Source organism: Frankiales bacterium (assembly GCA_016125335.1).
Classification (GTDB): Bacteria; Actinomycetota; Actinomycetes; order S36-B12; family CAIYMF01; genus Longivirga.
Genome location: WGLY01000001.1, coordinates 23,956 through 38,250, shown reverse-complemented (window position 1 = coordinate 38,250; position 14,295 = coordinate 23,956). Strand labels below are relative to the sequence as shown.

Annotated in this window: 11 protein-coding genes and 1 tRNA gene; 6 read left to right on the top strand and 6 right to left on the bottom strand. The window is 75.8% G+C overall.

What is annotated here, in order from left to right:
• Window positions 1-17: 17 nt before the first annotated feature.
• Window positions 18-1,262 (bottom strand): glycoside hydrolase family 3 protein, encoded by a 1,245-nt coding sequence (locus tag GC157_00195; GenBank protein ID MBI1375894.1) that lies wholly within the window; start codon window positions 1,260-1,262, stop codon window positions 18-20.
• Window positions 1,263-2,780: 1,518 nt separating this feature from the next.
• On the opposite strand from GC157_00195, the gene GC157_00190 reads away from it, so the two are divergent.
• Window positions 2,781-3,461: a family 16 glycosylhydrolase gene (locus tag GC157_00190; GenBank protein ID MBI1375893.1), complete on the top strand. Its 681-nt coding sequence runs from the start codon at window positions 2,781-2,783 to the stop codon at window positions 3,459-3,461.
• A gap of 9 nt (window positions 3,462-3,470) precedes the next feature.
• On the opposite strand, the gene GC157_00185 is transcribed toward GC157_00190, so the two are convergent.
• Window positions 3,471-4,289 (bottom strand): alpha/beta hydrolase fold domain-containing protein, encoded by an 819-nt coding sequence (locus GC157_00185; protein ID MBI1375892.1) that lies wholly within the window; start codon window positions 4,287-4,289, stop codon window positions 3,471-3,473.
• A 343-nt stretch (window positions 4,290-4,632) separates the two neighbouring features.
• Between GC157_00185 and GC157_00180 the strand changes: the two genes are divergently transcribed.
• Window positions 4,633-5,613 carry an aldo/keto reductase gene (locus tag GC157_00180; protein ID MBI1375891.1) on the top strand — a complete coding sequence of 327 codons (981 nt, stop codon included), beginning with the start codon at window positions 4,633-4,635 and terminating at the stop codon, window positions 5,611-5,613.
• A 19-nt stretch (window positions 5,614-5,632) separates the two neighbouring features.
• Here GC157_00180 and GC157_00175 read toward each other — a convergent pair whose 3' ends face one another.
• The 4 genes from GC157_00175 to GC157_00160 all read right to left on the bottom strand — a co-directional run bounded on the left by GC157_00175 (window position 5,633) and on the right by GC157_00160 (window position 10,398).
• Complete coding sequence (locus GC157_00175; GenBank protein MBI1375890.1) at window positions 5,633-6,085, bottom strand: DUF1707 domain-containing protein; 453 nt, start codon at window positions 6,083-6,085, stop codon at window positions 5,633-5,635.
• Window positions 6,082-6,870, bottom strand: a complete 789-nt coding sequence (locus GC157_00170; protein MBI1375889.1) for a PadR family transcriptional regulator — start codon at window positions 6,868-6,870, stop codon at window positions 6,082-6,084. The genes GC157_00175 and GC157_00170 overlap by 4 nt, the downstream gene beginning before the upstream one ends.
• A gap of 235 nt (window positions 6,871-7,105) precedes the next feature.
• Complete coding sequence (locus GC157_00165) at window positions 7,106-8,143, bottom strand: aminotransferase class V-fold PLP-dependent enzyme (protein MBI1375888.1); 1,038 nt, start codon at window positions 8,141-8,143, stop codon at window positions 7,106-7,108.
• 92 nt (window positions 8,144-8,235) lie between these two features.
• Window positions 8,236-10,398: a hypothetical protein gene (locus GC157_00160; GenBank protein MBI1375887.1), complete on the bottom strand. Its 2,163-nt coding sequence runs from the start codon at window positions 10,396-10,398 to the stop codon at window positions 8,236-8,238.
• Between the two features lie 186 nt (window positions 10,399-10,584).
• On the opposite strand from GC157_00160, the gene GC157_00155 reads away from it, so the two are divergent.
• The 4 genes from GC157_00155 to GC157_00140 all read left to right on the top strand — a co-directional run bounded on the left by GC157_00155 (window position 10,585) and on the right by GC157_00140 (window position 14,244).
• Window positions 10,585-11,217: an oligoribonuclease gene (locus GC157_00155; protein ID MBI1375886.1), complete on the top strand. Its 633-nt coding sequence runs from the start codon at window positions 10,585-10,587 to the stop codon at window positions 11,215-11,217.
• 156 nt (window positions 11,218-11,373) lie between these two features.
• A tRNA-His gene (locus GC157_00150) sits at window positions 11,374-11,446 on the top strand.
• An 89-nt stretch (window positions 11,447-11,535) separates the two neighbouring features.
• Window positions 11,536-13,434, top strand: a complete 1,899-nt coding sequence (locus GC157_00145) for an MBL fold metallo-hydrolase (protein ID MBI1375885.1) — start codon at window positions 11,536-11,538, stop codon at window positions 13,432-13,434.
• Window positions 13,435-13,545: 111 nt separating this feature from the next.
• Window positions 13,546-14,244: a hypothetical protein gene (locus GC157_00140; protein MBI1375884.1), complete on the top strand. Its 699-nt coding sequence runs from the start codon at window positions 13,546-13,548 to the stop codon at window positions 14,242-14,244.
• The last annotated feature ends 51 nt before the right edge of the window (window positions 14,245-14,295 follow it).

The window sequence follows — 14,295 nt, the reverse complement described above, 5'->3', positions numbered from 1 at the left end:
GGGTCCGGCCCGTCCGGTCACGCGGTGAGGCCGGCGGCGGACTTCGCCGCGAGCACTCGCAGAACGGCCGCCTCGACGACACCGGCGAACCTCGGATCCGTGCGCGCGCGGTCGGTCACCGCCGACACCATCGCGCGCAGGTCGGCGCCGGAGACGTCGAGCAGCATGGTGCCGCCGGCCGCCAGGAACCGCACCGCGCGCTGTCCGGGGCTCACGCCGTCCAGCGCCCGCGCGTCCATGCTGTCGGACACGATGACCCCGCCGAAGCGGAGCGTGCCCCGCAGCAGCGAGCGCATCACCTTCGAGGAGAAGCACGCCCGGTGCCCCGGGTCGATCGCCGGGTAGGTCGCCGAGGACACCATGACGAACGGCGCGCCGGCGCGGATGCCCGCGCGGAACGGCCCGAGGTGCTCGTCGTCCGCGCGCGTGGGGTCGGTGACGCCGCTGTCGGTGTCGGTGTTGCCGCTGGCCCGGCCGAGCCCGGGGAAGTGCTTGAGCGTGGTGCCGACCTTCGCGGCCGACATGCCGCGCACGAACGCCACGACCGACGTCGCCACCTCCGCCGGCGTGTGCCCGAACTCGCGGCCGTAGCGGCCGATCGGCGCGTTGTCCCTCGCGTGGGCGCTCGGCACGGTGTCGGCCACCGGCGCGAGGTCGAGGTTGATCCCCGCGGCGGCCAGCTCGCGGCCCCAGCGGGCGGCGTCGCGCCGCAGCTGCGCCGCGCCCTCGCCGCCCTGGTGCAGGGCGCTGGGCATGTCGCTGAAGCCCGGGCCGCGCAGACGCTGGACCGATCCGCCCTCCTGGTCGACGGCGACGAACGGTGCCACCGCGGCGTAGGTGGTCGCGGCCGACGCCTCCGCGGTGGTCTCCCCGACCTCGTCCACGCTGTCGTCGGTGTTGCCGCCGAGGATGACGTTGCCGATGCTCAGGTCGCGCAGGGCCACCAGCTGCTCGCTCGTGACGCCCGACGACGGGATGCCGATCATGAACAGCTGGCCGATCCGCTGCTCGTCGCTGAGCGAGTCGTAGGCCGCGCGGGCGGCCGTCGCGAGGTCGCCCGGCAGGGCCGGACCGCCGTCGCCGGCGGACCGGGTGGGCGTCGCGCTCGAGGTCGGCGTCGCCGCCCGCGATGTCGTCGCCGACGTCGGGGGCGCGTCGGGCGCGGCCGCCGAGCAGCCCGACACCGCGGCGACGACGAGCAGCACCGAGGCCGTGAGGGCGGCCGGCCCACCGGCCGTGCCGCCCGGGCCGAGCCTGGCCATCGCACCCTCCCACCGCGTCCTGGGACCGTACCGGAGCACGCACGTCGCGTGGGGGACGCGGCCGGCCCCCCACCCGCTCCGGGTGCCGAGTGACGCGTCCCGATGTCGCCCGCAATTCACCCGGCCTTCACCGCGGGGTCGGCCGTTACTCCGGTCGGGCGACGAGCCTCGGGCCCTGCCCGCGCGGCGGCGCGGTGCGCCGCAGCCCGCCCGAACCGGAGACCGCCCGTGGCCGAGCCCATCCCCCGGCCGAGCACGCCGTACCTCGCGCGGCAGCCCCGCGCCTGCGAGCCGCTGCCGGTCGCGCCGTCGCTGCTGCCGTCGCCGTCCGCGGCAGCGCCTCCCCCGGCGTCCGCTCCCCCGGCGCCCGCTCCCCCGGCGCCCGCTCCCGCTGCGGCGGTTCCCTCGGCAGCTGCTCACCCGGCACCGTCCCTCCCGGCGCCGGCTCCGGCGGCCGCAGGCCCACGCCCGGGCGGCGCCCCCGGGGCCCCGCCCTCACCGCGGCCGCCCTCCGCGCCGTGGCCGGCCGGGCAGCGGTCGTCGGGGAGCGCGCCCCGCGCGCGGTCCGCGTCGGGAGCGCACCTCGGCGCCCCGGCCGTCGGCCGGCACCTCGCCGTCTCCTCGGACGTCGCGCGCGTCGGCCGGCACCTCGCCGAGCCGGCCGGCGCCACGGTCGCCTCCGGTGGCGGGCGCCACGCCCGTCCGGCGGCTCCGTGGTCGGCCACGCAGGTGGTCGCACCCGTCGCGCTCGCGGGCGTCCTCGCGGTGGGTAGCGTCGGTGCCGTGGCCGTCCCCGCGCTGCACGGCGGATCCGGTGCCGCCACGTCCGCCCGCCCGGCGGCGGAGGGCGGCAGCGCCGCCGACTCGGGCGGCCCCGGCGGGCCGGGACCCTCGTCGCACGGCCGCTCGCGTCCGCCGACGTCGGAGGCGCTGCTCTCGGACGTCCAGGCCCCCGTGCCGACGGTCGCACCTGCTGGCGACCGCGGCGCGACGTCCGCCGCCGCCCTCCCCGCCGACGACGGCCCGTCGGTGCCGGCCGCCCTCGCCGTCGGCCCGCTCGGGCCCCGGCCGACCGGGCCGTCCGCCGCTGCCCCTCCGGCGCCGCAGCCCGCTTCTGCCGCGCCTGCTCTGACGCCGTCCCCGGCCGCTCCGCCCTCGGCCGGAGACACGACCCCGGGCGCCGGCCCGAGCACGGACCCCGCAGCACCCACCACGGACGCCGGCGCCTCCGTCCCGGCAGCCGCGTCGCAGCCCTCTCCGCCGGGCACACCCGCCGGGCCGGTCACCGGCCCCGAGGCGGGACCGGCTCCGCACCCCTCCCCCGCGTCGAGCACCCCGCCGGCGTCGCCCGCGCCGGAGCCGACGGCGCCCGCGCAGCCCGCGCCCGCACCCTCCGCCACGGGTCCCGCCACCGCGCCGGTGCCGGTCCCGGCGGCCACGGCGGCACCGAGCCCGAGCCCGGCACCGGCCGTGGCACCTCCCGCCCCGGGTGCCACCGCAGCCACGGACCCCGCGGCCATGCCGCGCGGCGACCTGCCCGGCTGGCACCAGGTGTTCGCGGACGACTTCACCACCGACGCGCCGCTGGGCTCGTTCCTGTCCGTCTACGGCGCCGGCTGGTCGGCGTACCCCTCGCCGTGGCGCGACACGAGCGGCAACGGCGTCTACGACCCCGCGCGCACGCTGTCCGTGCGCGGCGGCGCCCTCGACATCCACCTGCACACGGAGAACGGCACGCACTACGTCGCGGCACCCACCCCGCGGCTGCCCGCGATGACCTACGGCCGCTACTCCGTGCGGTTCCGGGCCGACGCCGTCCCCGGTTACAAGACCGCATGGCTGCTGTGGCCCGACGACGACCGCTGGCCGCTGCACGGCGAGGTCGACTTCCCCGAGGGCGACCTCGACGCGCGGATCTCGGCCTTCGCCCACTTCGCCGACGCGAACGGAGGCCAGGACGCCTTCCCCACCACGGCGACGTACTCGGACTGGCACGTGGCGACCGTGGAGTGGACGCCGGGCCGGCTGGTGTTCGTCCTCGACGGCGCGGTGATCGGCGTCAGCACCACCGAGGTCCCGTCGACGCCGATGCACTGGGTGCTGCAGACCGAGACACGGCTCTCGGGCGGGCCGCCGTCCGGCACCGCTGCCGGCCACGTGCAGGTGGACTGGGTGACCGCCTACACCTGGGCGCCCTGACGGCGCCCGTCAGCCCACGGTGTCCAGCAGCGCGCCGAACGCGCCGATGACGGCGATCGACTCCTCGAGCGACGCCCGGTTGATGCCCGTCATCGACAGGTAGCCGTGCACCAGCCCGCGGCCGCGGCGGCGCACGACGGGCACGCCGGCCGCCTCGAGGGCCTCGGCGTACGCCTCGCCCTCGTCGCGCAGCGGGTCGAGGGCGGCGGTGGCGACCACGGCGGGCGGCAGGCCGTCGAGCCGCTCGGCGCAGAGCGGGGACAGGCGCGGGTCGGTCCGCGACCCGCCGGCGGAGTAGGTGTCCCAGTACCAGTCCATGCGCTCGCGGGTGAGGTAGAGGCCGGAGAACAGCTGCTTCGACGGCCGGTCCACGCTCGCGTCCGCACCGGGGTAGACGAGCAGCTGCGCGACCGGTCCGGGCATGCCCTCGTCGCGGGCCACCTGCGCGACGACGGCCGAGAGCGTGCCCCCGGCGCTGTCGCCCGCCACCGCCACGCGGTCCGGGTCGGCGCCCAGCCCGGCGGCGTGCTCGCGCGCCCAGGCGAACGCCGCCACCGCGTCCTCGACGGCGGCGGGGTAGACGTGCTCGGGCGCGAGCCGGTAGTCGACCGAGAGCACGTGCACGTCGGCGTGACGGCACAGCAGGCGGCACGGCTGGTCGTGCGTGTCGAGGTCACCCACCACCCAGCCGCCGCCGTGGAAGAACACGACGAGCGGGCGAGGACGGGCGGACGGCGCGAGCGACGGTCCCGGCGGCGTGTAGAGCCGGGCCAGCAACGGGCCCGCGCCGCCGTCGACCTCGAGGTCGCGCACGTCGCCCACCGGCACGGGTGGTCCGGCGGCCGCCCGCGAGGCCGTGCGGAGGGTGCGGCGGCGCTGCTCGAGGGTGAGGTCGTCGTCGGAGCCGCGCAGCCGCTCCTCCACCGCGAGGATCACGCCGAGGTGGGGGTCGAGCCGCTCGCCGTCGATCACCCGCGGGCCGCCGGCGACGCGGGTGGCGAGCGAGGCCGGGATGCTGTCCACCAGCCGGCCGAGCCGGTGCTGCGCCTCGGCCGCGAGGCGCTCGGATGACACGCGCATGAACGGCAGGGTACGGCGCCGCCCGCGGATCGCAGCCCCGGGCCGACGGGGTTACCGTGCCAGGACGACACGACACGGAGACGAGGACTCGATGGAGCAGCGCACGCTGGGTCAGGGGCTCGTGGTGGGGGCGCAGGGCCTCGGCTGCATGGGCATGAGCGACTTCTACGCCGACCGCGACGAGGCGGCCGCGATCGCCACGATCCACCGGGCGATCGAGCTGGGGGTCACGCTGCTCGACACCGCCGACATGTACGGGCCCTTCACCAACGAGCAGCTCGTCGGCCGCGCCGTCGCCGACCGGCGCGAGCGCGTGGTGATCGCCACGAAGTTCGGCAACCAGCGCAACCCCGACGGCTCGTTCGTCGGCATCAACGGCCGCCCGGAGTACGTGCGGGCCGCGTGCGACGCCTCGCTCCAGCGGCTCGGCGTCGACGTCATCGACCTCTACTACCAGCACCGCGTGGACCGCACGGTGCCCGTGGAGGAGACGTGGGGCGCCATGTCCGAGCTGGTGCACGCCGGCAAGGTGCGCCACCTCGGGATCTCCGAGGCGTCGCCGGCCACGATCCGGCGCGCGCACGAGGTGCACCCGGTGACGGCGCTGCAGACCGAGTGGTCGCTGTGGACCCGCGACCCGGAGGGCAACGGCGTGCTCGACACCGTGCGCGAGCTCGGCATCGGGTTCGTGCCCTACTCGCCGCTGGGCCGCGGCATGCTCTCCGGTCGCATCCGCTCGCTCGACGACCTCGCGCCCGACGACTGGCGTCGGCACAACCCGCGGTTCCAGGGCGAGAACTTCGCGCGCAACCTCGCGATCGTCGACCGCGTGCACGAGCTCGCGGCCGAGAAGGGGGTCACTGCGGGGCAGCTGGCCCTGGCGTGGGTGCAGGCGCAGGGCGACGACGTCGTCCCCATCCCCGGCACGAAGCGGGTGGCCTACCTCGAGGAGAACGTCGCCGCCCTCGACCTCGAGCTCGACGCCGACGACCTCGCGCGCATCGACGAGGTCGCGCCGCCCGGCGCCGCGAGCGGCGACCGCTACCCCGACATGTCCACCGTCAACGCCTGAACGCGGCTCGACGCCGGGGTCAGCGCCAGGACGCGCCGGCCGGTCGGCTTCCGTGCGCCTGCGTCGCCGCGAGGTGGCGCCACGCGCGCCGGCGGGCGACGGCGCCGGCCAGCCAGAAGGCGGGCAGCAGCAGGAAGAGCGCGTGCGGGCCGACCGCGACCGCGAGCAGCACCACGAGCGTCACGAGCACGGGCAGCACCGGGAACGGCGGGCCGTGCCGCCACGCGCGACGCGACGCCGCCCGGTCCCGGCGGGCCCGCGCCGGCGCCGGGGTCGCGGCGCGGCGGGGCAGGTCGACGAACAGCGGGTCGAGGTCGTGCAGGAAGACCGCCTCGCTGGCCGCCTGCATGCGCACGTCGAACTCCGCCTGGTCGAGGCGGCCCTGCGCGAAGTGCTCCGAGAGCGCGAGCACAGCCTCGTGCCGGTCCTGGTCGCTGGCCCGCATCCGCGGGGCGCCGTAGGGCGTGCTCATGCCTCGTCCTCCGTCCCGTCCTCGGTGTCGTCCTCGGCGAGGAGCAGGTACAGGTCGCGCCGCGCGGCCGAGAGCACGCGGCGTGCGGCGGCCACCTGGTCAGGGCTGCCGGTCGTCACCACCTGCACGGCTGCGGCGCCCACGGAGAACAGCAGGGTGCGCAGGTCCGTGACGTCCTCGTCCTCGGTCCCGGCCGAGTTCGCGTCGAAGACGTGGGCGAGGTCGTCGGCCCGCTCGGCCACGTGCGCGCGGCCGGCCTCGGTGAGCGAGAAGACCCGGCGTCCCTCGACCTTCTCGTCGTCGACGAACCCCTCGTCCTGCAGCGCGGAGAGCGCGGGGTAGACCGAACCGGGGCTCGGCCGCCACGCTCCCCCGCTGCGCTCGGTGATGTCCTGGATGATCTGGTAGCCGTGCCGCGGCTCCTCCCACAGCAGGGCGAGGATCGCCGTGCGCACGTCGCCGCGCCCCGCCCGGGGGCGGCGCGGGCCGGCCTCGGGGCCGAACGGCCATCCGCCGGCACCGCCCGGCGCCCACGGCGCCCAGGGCGCGCCCCGGCCCCACGGCCCGCGAGGGCCGGGGTGGCCGCGGCGTCCGGTCATGTGCGCGCGCAGCCGGCGGACGGCGTCGTCGAGGTCGGGTCCGGCGAAGCCCCGCACGGACTCGTGCGGATCCGCGGTGCCGCGGGTGGCCGGGCCGGCGAAGGCCGCGAGCAGGCGGGCCAGCGGCGGGACGGGGGCGGCGTAGCCGCCGAGGGACGGCCCGCAGGGGCCGGCGTGTGCGGTCATGGGCGTGCTCCTCGCGCTCGGGCCGGGCCGTCGGCCTCGGCGGCGACGAGTCCGGCGGCCGACGTCGTGGGCGGCACTCTCAACCGATCAGGTCGCGATGGCTCGACGATATATCGGCGACACTCGCCCGGCAAGGCCGATCCGACTCCGTCGTTACTGCCCGAATGCGCGGAGACCGGCGCCCGTCCCGGTTCTCCGGGCAGTGACGACGCCCCGGCGGGTCGCGGGTGCCCGGTCAGGCGTGGCGGGGAGCGGTCTCGCGGATGGCGGCGACGAACGCGTCGACCTCGTCCGGCGTGGTCGACCACGAGGTCATCCACCGCACCTGGTGGCGCGCCTCGTTCCACACGTAGAACAGGAACCGCTCCTGCAGCTCGGCGATGGCCGCGGGCGGGAGCACCGCGAACACGGCGTTGGCCTGCACGGCGTCGGTCACCTCGACGCCGGCCACCCCCGCGACGCCGTCGGCGAGCCGGCGTGCCATCGCGTTGGCGTGCTCGGCGTTGCGCCGCCACAGGTCGTCGCGCAGCAGCGCCACGAACTGCGCGGAGACGAACCGCATCTTCGAGGCCAGCTGCATGGCCTGCTTGCGCACGAAGGGCATCGCGTCGACCAGCTCCGGGCGCAGGACCACGACGGCCTCGGCCCCGAGCGCACCGTTCTTCGTCGCACCGAACGAGAGGACGTCGACGCCGGCGCCGCGGCCGAGGTCGCCGAGACCGACGCCCAGTGCGACCGCCGCGTTGGCGATCCGGGCGCCGTCGAGGTGCAAGTACATCCCGCGCTCGTGCGCGTAGTCGGCCAGCGCACGGATCTCCTCCAGCGAGTAGACCGTGCCGAGCTCAGTGCTCTGGGTGATGGAGACGACCTTCGCCTGCACGTGGTGCGGGTCGCCCACTCCCCAGCGCGCGGCGTCCACCAGCTCCGGCGTGAGCTTGCCGCCGGGTGCGGGGACGTCCACGAGCTTCGAGCCGATGAAGCGCTCCGGCGCCGCGCACTCGTCGACGTTGATGTGCGCGGACTCCGCGCAGATCACGTTCTCGAACGAGCGCAGCATCGTCTGGAGGCCGACGACGTTGGCGCCCGTGCCGTTGAAGACGAAGGAGACGTCGGCGTCCGCGCCGAAGTGGTCCCGCACCAGCGCGACGGCCTCCTGGGTGAGGTCGTCGTCGCCGTACGCCGGGGCGCTGCCCTCGTTGGCGGCGACGACGGCCGCGAGGACCTCGGGGTGCGCGCCGGCGTGGTTGTCGCTGCCGAAGCTGATGGTGGTCACGGTGCTCCTCGGGACGGACGACGTCCCGCGGCGGCCGGACGCGTGCCCATCCTGGCGGACCGGCTCCCGGACCCGACGAGGTGCCTCGCGCGTCAGGCCTGCGAGACGACCCCGTCGATGCCGAGGTGCCCGCGGGCGCCACCCGTGAGGTTCACGACGCGCACCGTGTGGGCCGAGTACGTGCCGAACGTCGCCGTGTAGGCCAGCTGGAGCGTCGAGCGCGGCCCGTGCAGGTTCAGCGTGGCCACGCGGTGGCCGTCGAGGTACACCGCCACGGCGCCGTACGCCGGACCCCTCGCCAGCAGCACTCCGATGGACCGGCCGGTGATGTGCAGCGCCGCGGACTGGCCCCGCAGCGTCGAGACCATGACGCGGCCCCCGAGGGCACCCGACTGGCGCACGCTGTGCCACCCGCGCGAGTACGACGCCACGCTGGCCCGGTACTCCGGCGCGTAGTGGGCCTTGAGGTGGCCCACCGCCGACACGAGGGACCCGTCGGACGCGCGCGCCGCGGCGCGGAACGGCGTCGAGGTCCACCCCACCAGCGGGGCGCGCACCTTGCCGACGCGGTAGCCGTTCGTCACCGTCGCCGGGGAGACGCCGTCGGCGGCGGGAGTCGTCACGGACCACGCCCAGCGCACGGGCACGGCCGGTCCGGCCCGGCCCACCGCGGCGGTCCCGCGCGTGAGGTGGCCGACCGGTGTCGAGACGGTGGGTCGCGGCGGCGGCGCGTAGCGCGGGTCCGTGGACGGCAGGCCGAGGCGGTAGTCCACCACCGCGCCGGCGGCGGACTCCGAGGTGACCCGGATGCCCACGCGCTGGTCGGCCAGGTCGATCCAGACCCCCGTGGGCATGGTGACCGACAGGTTGCCGAACGACGGGTCGGTGGTGGCCGGGTCGCCGTCGAGCACGTAGGACTCGATGGCGTTGAACGACGACGTGCCCGGCTGGCTCAGGTCGAACTCCCGGCGCACCGTGACCCCGGGCGATCCCCAGCCGGGGTTGGACGACATCCAGGCGTCCTGCCCGGTGGGCTGACGGAACTCCACGACGTACTTCGTCGCGCCGTCGTCGAGCGTGAGCGCGCGAAGGCCGGTGCCGCCCTCGAGCGGCGCGATCGTGGCAGTGCCGCTCGTCGTCGGCTCGAGGTCACCACCGCCGGCGAGCAGGCCGAGCCGGCGCAGGTGCGAGGCGTTGAGGAAGCCCTGGTGGCTCCACGACACCGCCATGATGTCGTTGGTGTCCCAGTAGGAGCGGGCCGAGCAGCTGCCGGCCGGGGCGTCCGTCACGCGCACGCCGCCGACCGTGCAGTCGAGCTCCTGGGAGTGGCCGAGACCGAGGTTGTGCCCGAGCTCGTGGCCCAGGACGCCGACGTGGTTGAAGCCGTTGCTCCACACCATGCCGCCGGAGCCGGTGCCGTTGCCGACGCTGCCGAGGCCGGCGATGCCGCCGCACGCCGTGAACGTCGGGAAGTACACGAGCAGGTGCTTGGCGGCGCCCGGCGTCCAGTGCGTCGCGGTGGCGATCTCGGACCAGAACGCCGACGACGTCCCCACGTTGCCGCCGGTGGTGCAGGGCACGTTCGTGGTGGGCACCACGCCGGGGTAGGCGGTCGCGGCGAAGCGCACCACGCCGCCGGTGACGGTCGACCAGTAGGCGTCGACCCCGTTGTCGACCGTGGCCGCGATCGTCGACGACGTCACCCCCGGCGCGGCGGAGCCGGCCGGCTGCGCGACGACCACGAGCACCGAGTGCGTCACCGTCGTCGCGGCCGCCGTCGTCGTCCCTGCTGCGGTCGCGCGCGTGGACGTCGTCGGCGCCACGAAGCCGCTGCCGGTGGCGACCATCCCCGGTGCCGGGGCCGAGAGCACGCTGACCGAGGCCACGCTGGCCCCGGCGGCGGGGTCGTGGGCGGCGGAGGCCGGCAGGGCCGAGACCAGCCCGCCCGTGGCGGTGCGCCGCATGCCGAGGGTGGAGCGCAGCCCGAGAGTCACGACCGAGCCGTTGGGCACGTGGGCGAGGACGTCGCCGGGCACCTGCACCGGGCCGTCGGCGGTCCGCACGTAGGTGATGGAGTCGGCACCCGCCGGGAGGGGGTGGGAGAAGTCGTCGATGTCGTAGCGCTCCACCGTGCCGGTGACGCTCACGGCGGACGAGCCCGCCCCGCCGACGGCGGCCGCCGCGGGGACGAGGGACGCGACGAGCACCCCGGTCGCACCGGCCAGGACCAGCGCACGACGAGCAGACCGGATCATCGAGTCCCTCCCATGCCAGAGGGATCGGCACGCCCGGGCGGAGCCCTGAGCCGCGCCGGTGACGGGCGGGGCCCGCTGCTCCGAACGGGTGAGTGCCCTCCCACCCGGCGCCCTAGGGTGGCGGTCATGAGCTCCTCCTCCCCCGCGCCCGAGAGCGGCGACGCACCGACGGCGCTCACCGGCAAGGTGGGCGACCGCATCGTCTGGGTCGACTGCGAGATGACCGGCCTCGACCTGGGCTCGGACGCGCTGGTGGAGATCGCGTGCGTCGTCACCGACGGCGAGCTCACCGAGCTCGACGAGGGGATCAGCATCGTCATCCGGCCGCCGGACGCCGCCTTCGCGGCGATGCCCGAGGTGGTGCGCGAGATGCACACCGCGTCCGGGCTCATCGACGAGATCCCCCACGGCACGACCCTGGCGGACGCCGAGGCCCAGGTGCTCGAGTACGTACGGCGCCACGTGCCCGAGCCGCGCCGGGCGCAGCTGGGCGGCTCGAGCGTCTACGTCGACCGCGGCTTCATCGCCCGCGACATGCCGGCGCTGGACGCCTACCTGCACTACCGGCTCATCGACGTCTCGAGCGTCAAGGAGCTCGTGCGCCGCTGGTACCCGCGCGTCTACTTCGCCTCGCCGCCCAAGACCGGCAACCACCGGGCGCTGGCCGACACCCGCGAGAGCATCGCGGAGCTGCGCTACTACCGCGTCGCCGTCATGGTCCCGGCTCCCGGCCCCACCACCGACGCCGCGCGCACCATCGCCGCCGAGCACGTCGTCGAGCACCGCCCGCTCGACCCGCCCGGCCCCTCGGGCGGCTGACCCCTGCGGCGGGACCCGCACGCCCGGTGCACCGAGGCTGCGGACGGCCGGCGCCGGCGGGCCGCTGACCGTGGTCCGGGGCAGGCGTCCGGCACCGGTACACTTCTCGTCGGCCGTCGAGCGGTCGGGCTCCCACCCGGCGCACCGACGGTCATGGTGGGTGTAGCTCAGCTGGTAGAGCACCTGGTTGTGGTCCAGGTGGCCGCGGGTTCAAGTCCCGTCACTCACCCCGACGTCAGGGCCCAGGGCTGATCCCCTGGGCCCTGACCCGTTCAGGGTCGGGCGGCGTCGGCGGGCGTGCTCCCGGATACTGACCGCGTGTCGCAGCCCAAGCCAGCCACCTCGTTCATCGTCGAGCAGCAGGACGCCGTCCGCGCGGCCTTCCCGTTCGCGGACACCCAGGACTTCGAGGACGCCACCCGCGGCTTCCTTGCCCGGCTCGAGCCGTGCGTCGTGCGGAAGCCCGACGGGACGGTCGTCTGGGACAACGACAGCTACGCGTTCCTCGAGGGCGACGCGCCGGACACGGTCAACCCGAGCCTGTGGCGCCAGTCGCAGCTCGCGTCGATCCAGGGCCTCTTCGAGGTCACCGACGGCATCTACCAGGTGCGCGGCCTCGACCTGTCGAACATGACGCTGGTCGAGGGCGACACCGGCGTCATCGTCATCGACCCGCTCATCTCCACCGAGACGGCCGCGGCGGCGCTCGCCCTGTACCGGGAGCACCGCGGCGATCGTTCGGTGACCGGCGTCATCTACACCCACTCGCACGTCGACCACTTCGGCGGCGTGCGCGGCGTGGTGTCGCAGGAGGACGTCGACTCCGGTCACGTCCCGGTGATCGCCCCCGCGGGATTCGTCGAGCACGCGGTGGCCGAGAACGTCTACGCCGGACCGGCCATGGCCCGGCGCGCCGGCTACATGTACGGCGCGGCGCTGGCCCGTGGTCCCCAGGGGCAGGTGGGTGCCGGGCTCGGGCAGACGACGTCCACCGGCACCGTGACCCTCATCCGGCCGACCGTCGAGATCACCGCCACGGGCGAGGAGCACACGGTCGACGGCGTGCGGATGGTCTTCCAGATGACGCCGAACTCCGAGGCCCCGGCGGAGATGCACTTCCACTTCCCGGACCGCCGCGCGCTGTGCCTGGCGGAGAACGCGACCCACAACCTGCACAACCTGCTCACGCTGCGCGGCGCGCTGGTGCGCGACCCGCGGGCCTGGGCCTCCTACCTCACCGAGGCGATCGACCTGTTCGCCGCGGACACCGACGTGGCGTTCGCATCCCACCACTGGCCCACCTGGGGCACCGCGCGCGTCGTCGAGTTCCTCGAGGTGCAGCGCGACCTCTACGCCTACCTCCACGACCAGACCCTGCGCATGCTCAACACCGGCATGGTGGGTGCCGAGATCGCCGAGGCCATGCAGCTGCCGCCCGCGCTCGAGCGGGCCTGGAGCACCCACGGCTACTACGGCTCGGTCAGCCACAACGTGAAGGCCGTCTACCAGCGCTACCTCGGCTGGTTCGACGGCAACCCCTCCCACCTCTGGCAGCACCCGCCCGTCGAGTCGGCCACCCGTTACGTCGAGTTCATGGGCGGGGCCGACGCTGTGGTGGCCAAGGCACGCGAGTCCTTCGACCAGGGCGACTACCGCTGGGTCGCCGAGGTGCTCGGGCACGTGGTGTTCGCACAGCCCGGTCACGCGGCGGCGCGCGAGCTGCTGGCCGACACCTACGAGCAGCTCGGCTACGGCGCGGAGAACGGCACGTGGCGCAACTTCTACCTCTCCGGCGCGACGGAGCTGCGCAGCGGCCGCTTCGGCACCCCCGCCCGCACGGACTCGCCGGACATGGTGGCCGCGCTCACCCCGCAGATGCTCTTCGACGCCCTCGCCATCCGCGTCGACGGTCCCCGGGCCTGGGGAGAGCGGCTCACCCTCGACGTGCGGCTCACCGACGCCGCGGAGACCTACCGCCTGCGGCTGGCCAACGGCGTCCTCACCTACAGCAGCGCCCCGAGGGCGGACGCCGCCGACGTCACGCTGTCCGGCCCGCGCGCTGGCCTGGCAGCGCTCGCGGCCCCCGGCGACCGGGCCGCGGCCCTGGCCTCGGCGGGCTTCGAGGTCAGCGGCGACGTGTCCGTGCTGGCACGTCTCGCGTCGCTGCTCACCGAGCCGGACCCGGACTTCGCGATCGTGACCCCGGACGGCGACTGACGTCGTCGGACCCCCATCTGGGTCGCCGCACCGGGGTTCGACCGGACGACCGAGGGCGGCACCGGGTGGCGGGGTGAGCCCGGGCGGTCGGGCCCTCGTTACCCTGGCGCGGTGCAGACCCGGCGCCACGCGTCGAGCCCGGTGCGACTCGTGCGCGGGCTCGCACTCGGCGTGGTCGCCGTCCCGCTCGCCGCGGCTGCCCACGTCCTCGGGGGCGGTACCACCCCGTCGCTCGGGCTGGTGCTCGGGCTGGTCGCCCTCCTCGCCGGCGGCGCCGGGGCCCTGCGGCGACGCCGGGTGTCCCCGCTGCAGGTCGTCCTCGTCCTCGTCGGCACGCAGGTGCTGCTGCACGCGGTCTTCGTGCTGGCGCACGTCACCTCGATGCTGCACGGGGCCGGATCGTCGCTGCGGGCGACAGCGATGCCGGGGATGCCCGGCATGGGCGCGGTCACGGCGGGGACGTCCTCGTGGCCCGTGATCGGCGCCCACCTGCGCTCGGAGATCTCCACGACCAGCGGGCTGACGATGCTCGCCTCCCACGTCGTCGCCGCCGTCCTCGTCGGCCTCTGGCTCGCGAGCGTGGAACGCCTCGGGTGGTCGTTGCTGTCGCTGCTCACCGCCCCGCGCGCCGCAGCCCTTCTGCGCCGCGCATCGGAGGCGCCGGCGGCGCTCCTCGTCGCACTGCGGGCGCTGGCCGGCTGGGTGGGTGCGCCTGCCCGCACCGCCCCTTGGCGACCGCACGCGTGGTTGCTGCACGCCCCGTCGCGACGACGCGGACCGCCTGTCACGCCCTGCGCTCTCGTCGGCTGACGACGCGACACGCCGCCCCGCGGCGACGTCGCGACGAGCCGTCCACGTCGG

Bases quoted from the DNA above. Each gene is read 5' to 3' on its own strand.
- GC157_00160 (MBI1375887.1), bottom strand. From the start codon at position 10,398: ATGATCCGGTCTGCTCGTCGTGCGCTGGTCCTGGCCGGTGCGACCGGG.
- GC157_00195 (MBI1375894.1), bottom strand. From the start codon at position 1,262: ATGGCCAGGCTCGGCCCGGGCGGCACGGCCGGTGGGCCGGCCGCCCTC.
- GC157_00180 (MBI1375891.1), top strand. From the start codon at position 4,633: ATGGAGCAGCGCACGCTGGGTCAGGGGCTCGTGGTGGGGGCGCAGGGC.
- GC157_00170 (MBI1375889.1), bottom strand. From the start codon at position 6,870: ATGACCGCACACGCCGGCCCCTGCGGGCCGTCCCTCGGCGGCTACGCC.
- GC157_00190 (MBI1375893.1), top strand. From the start codon at position 2,781: ATGCCGCGCGGCGACCTGCCCGGCTGGCACCAGGTGTTCGCGGACGAC.
- GC157_00175 (MBI1375890.1), bottom strand. From the start codon at position 6,085: ATGAGCACGCCCTACGGCGCCCCGCGGATGCGGGCCAGCGACCAGGAC.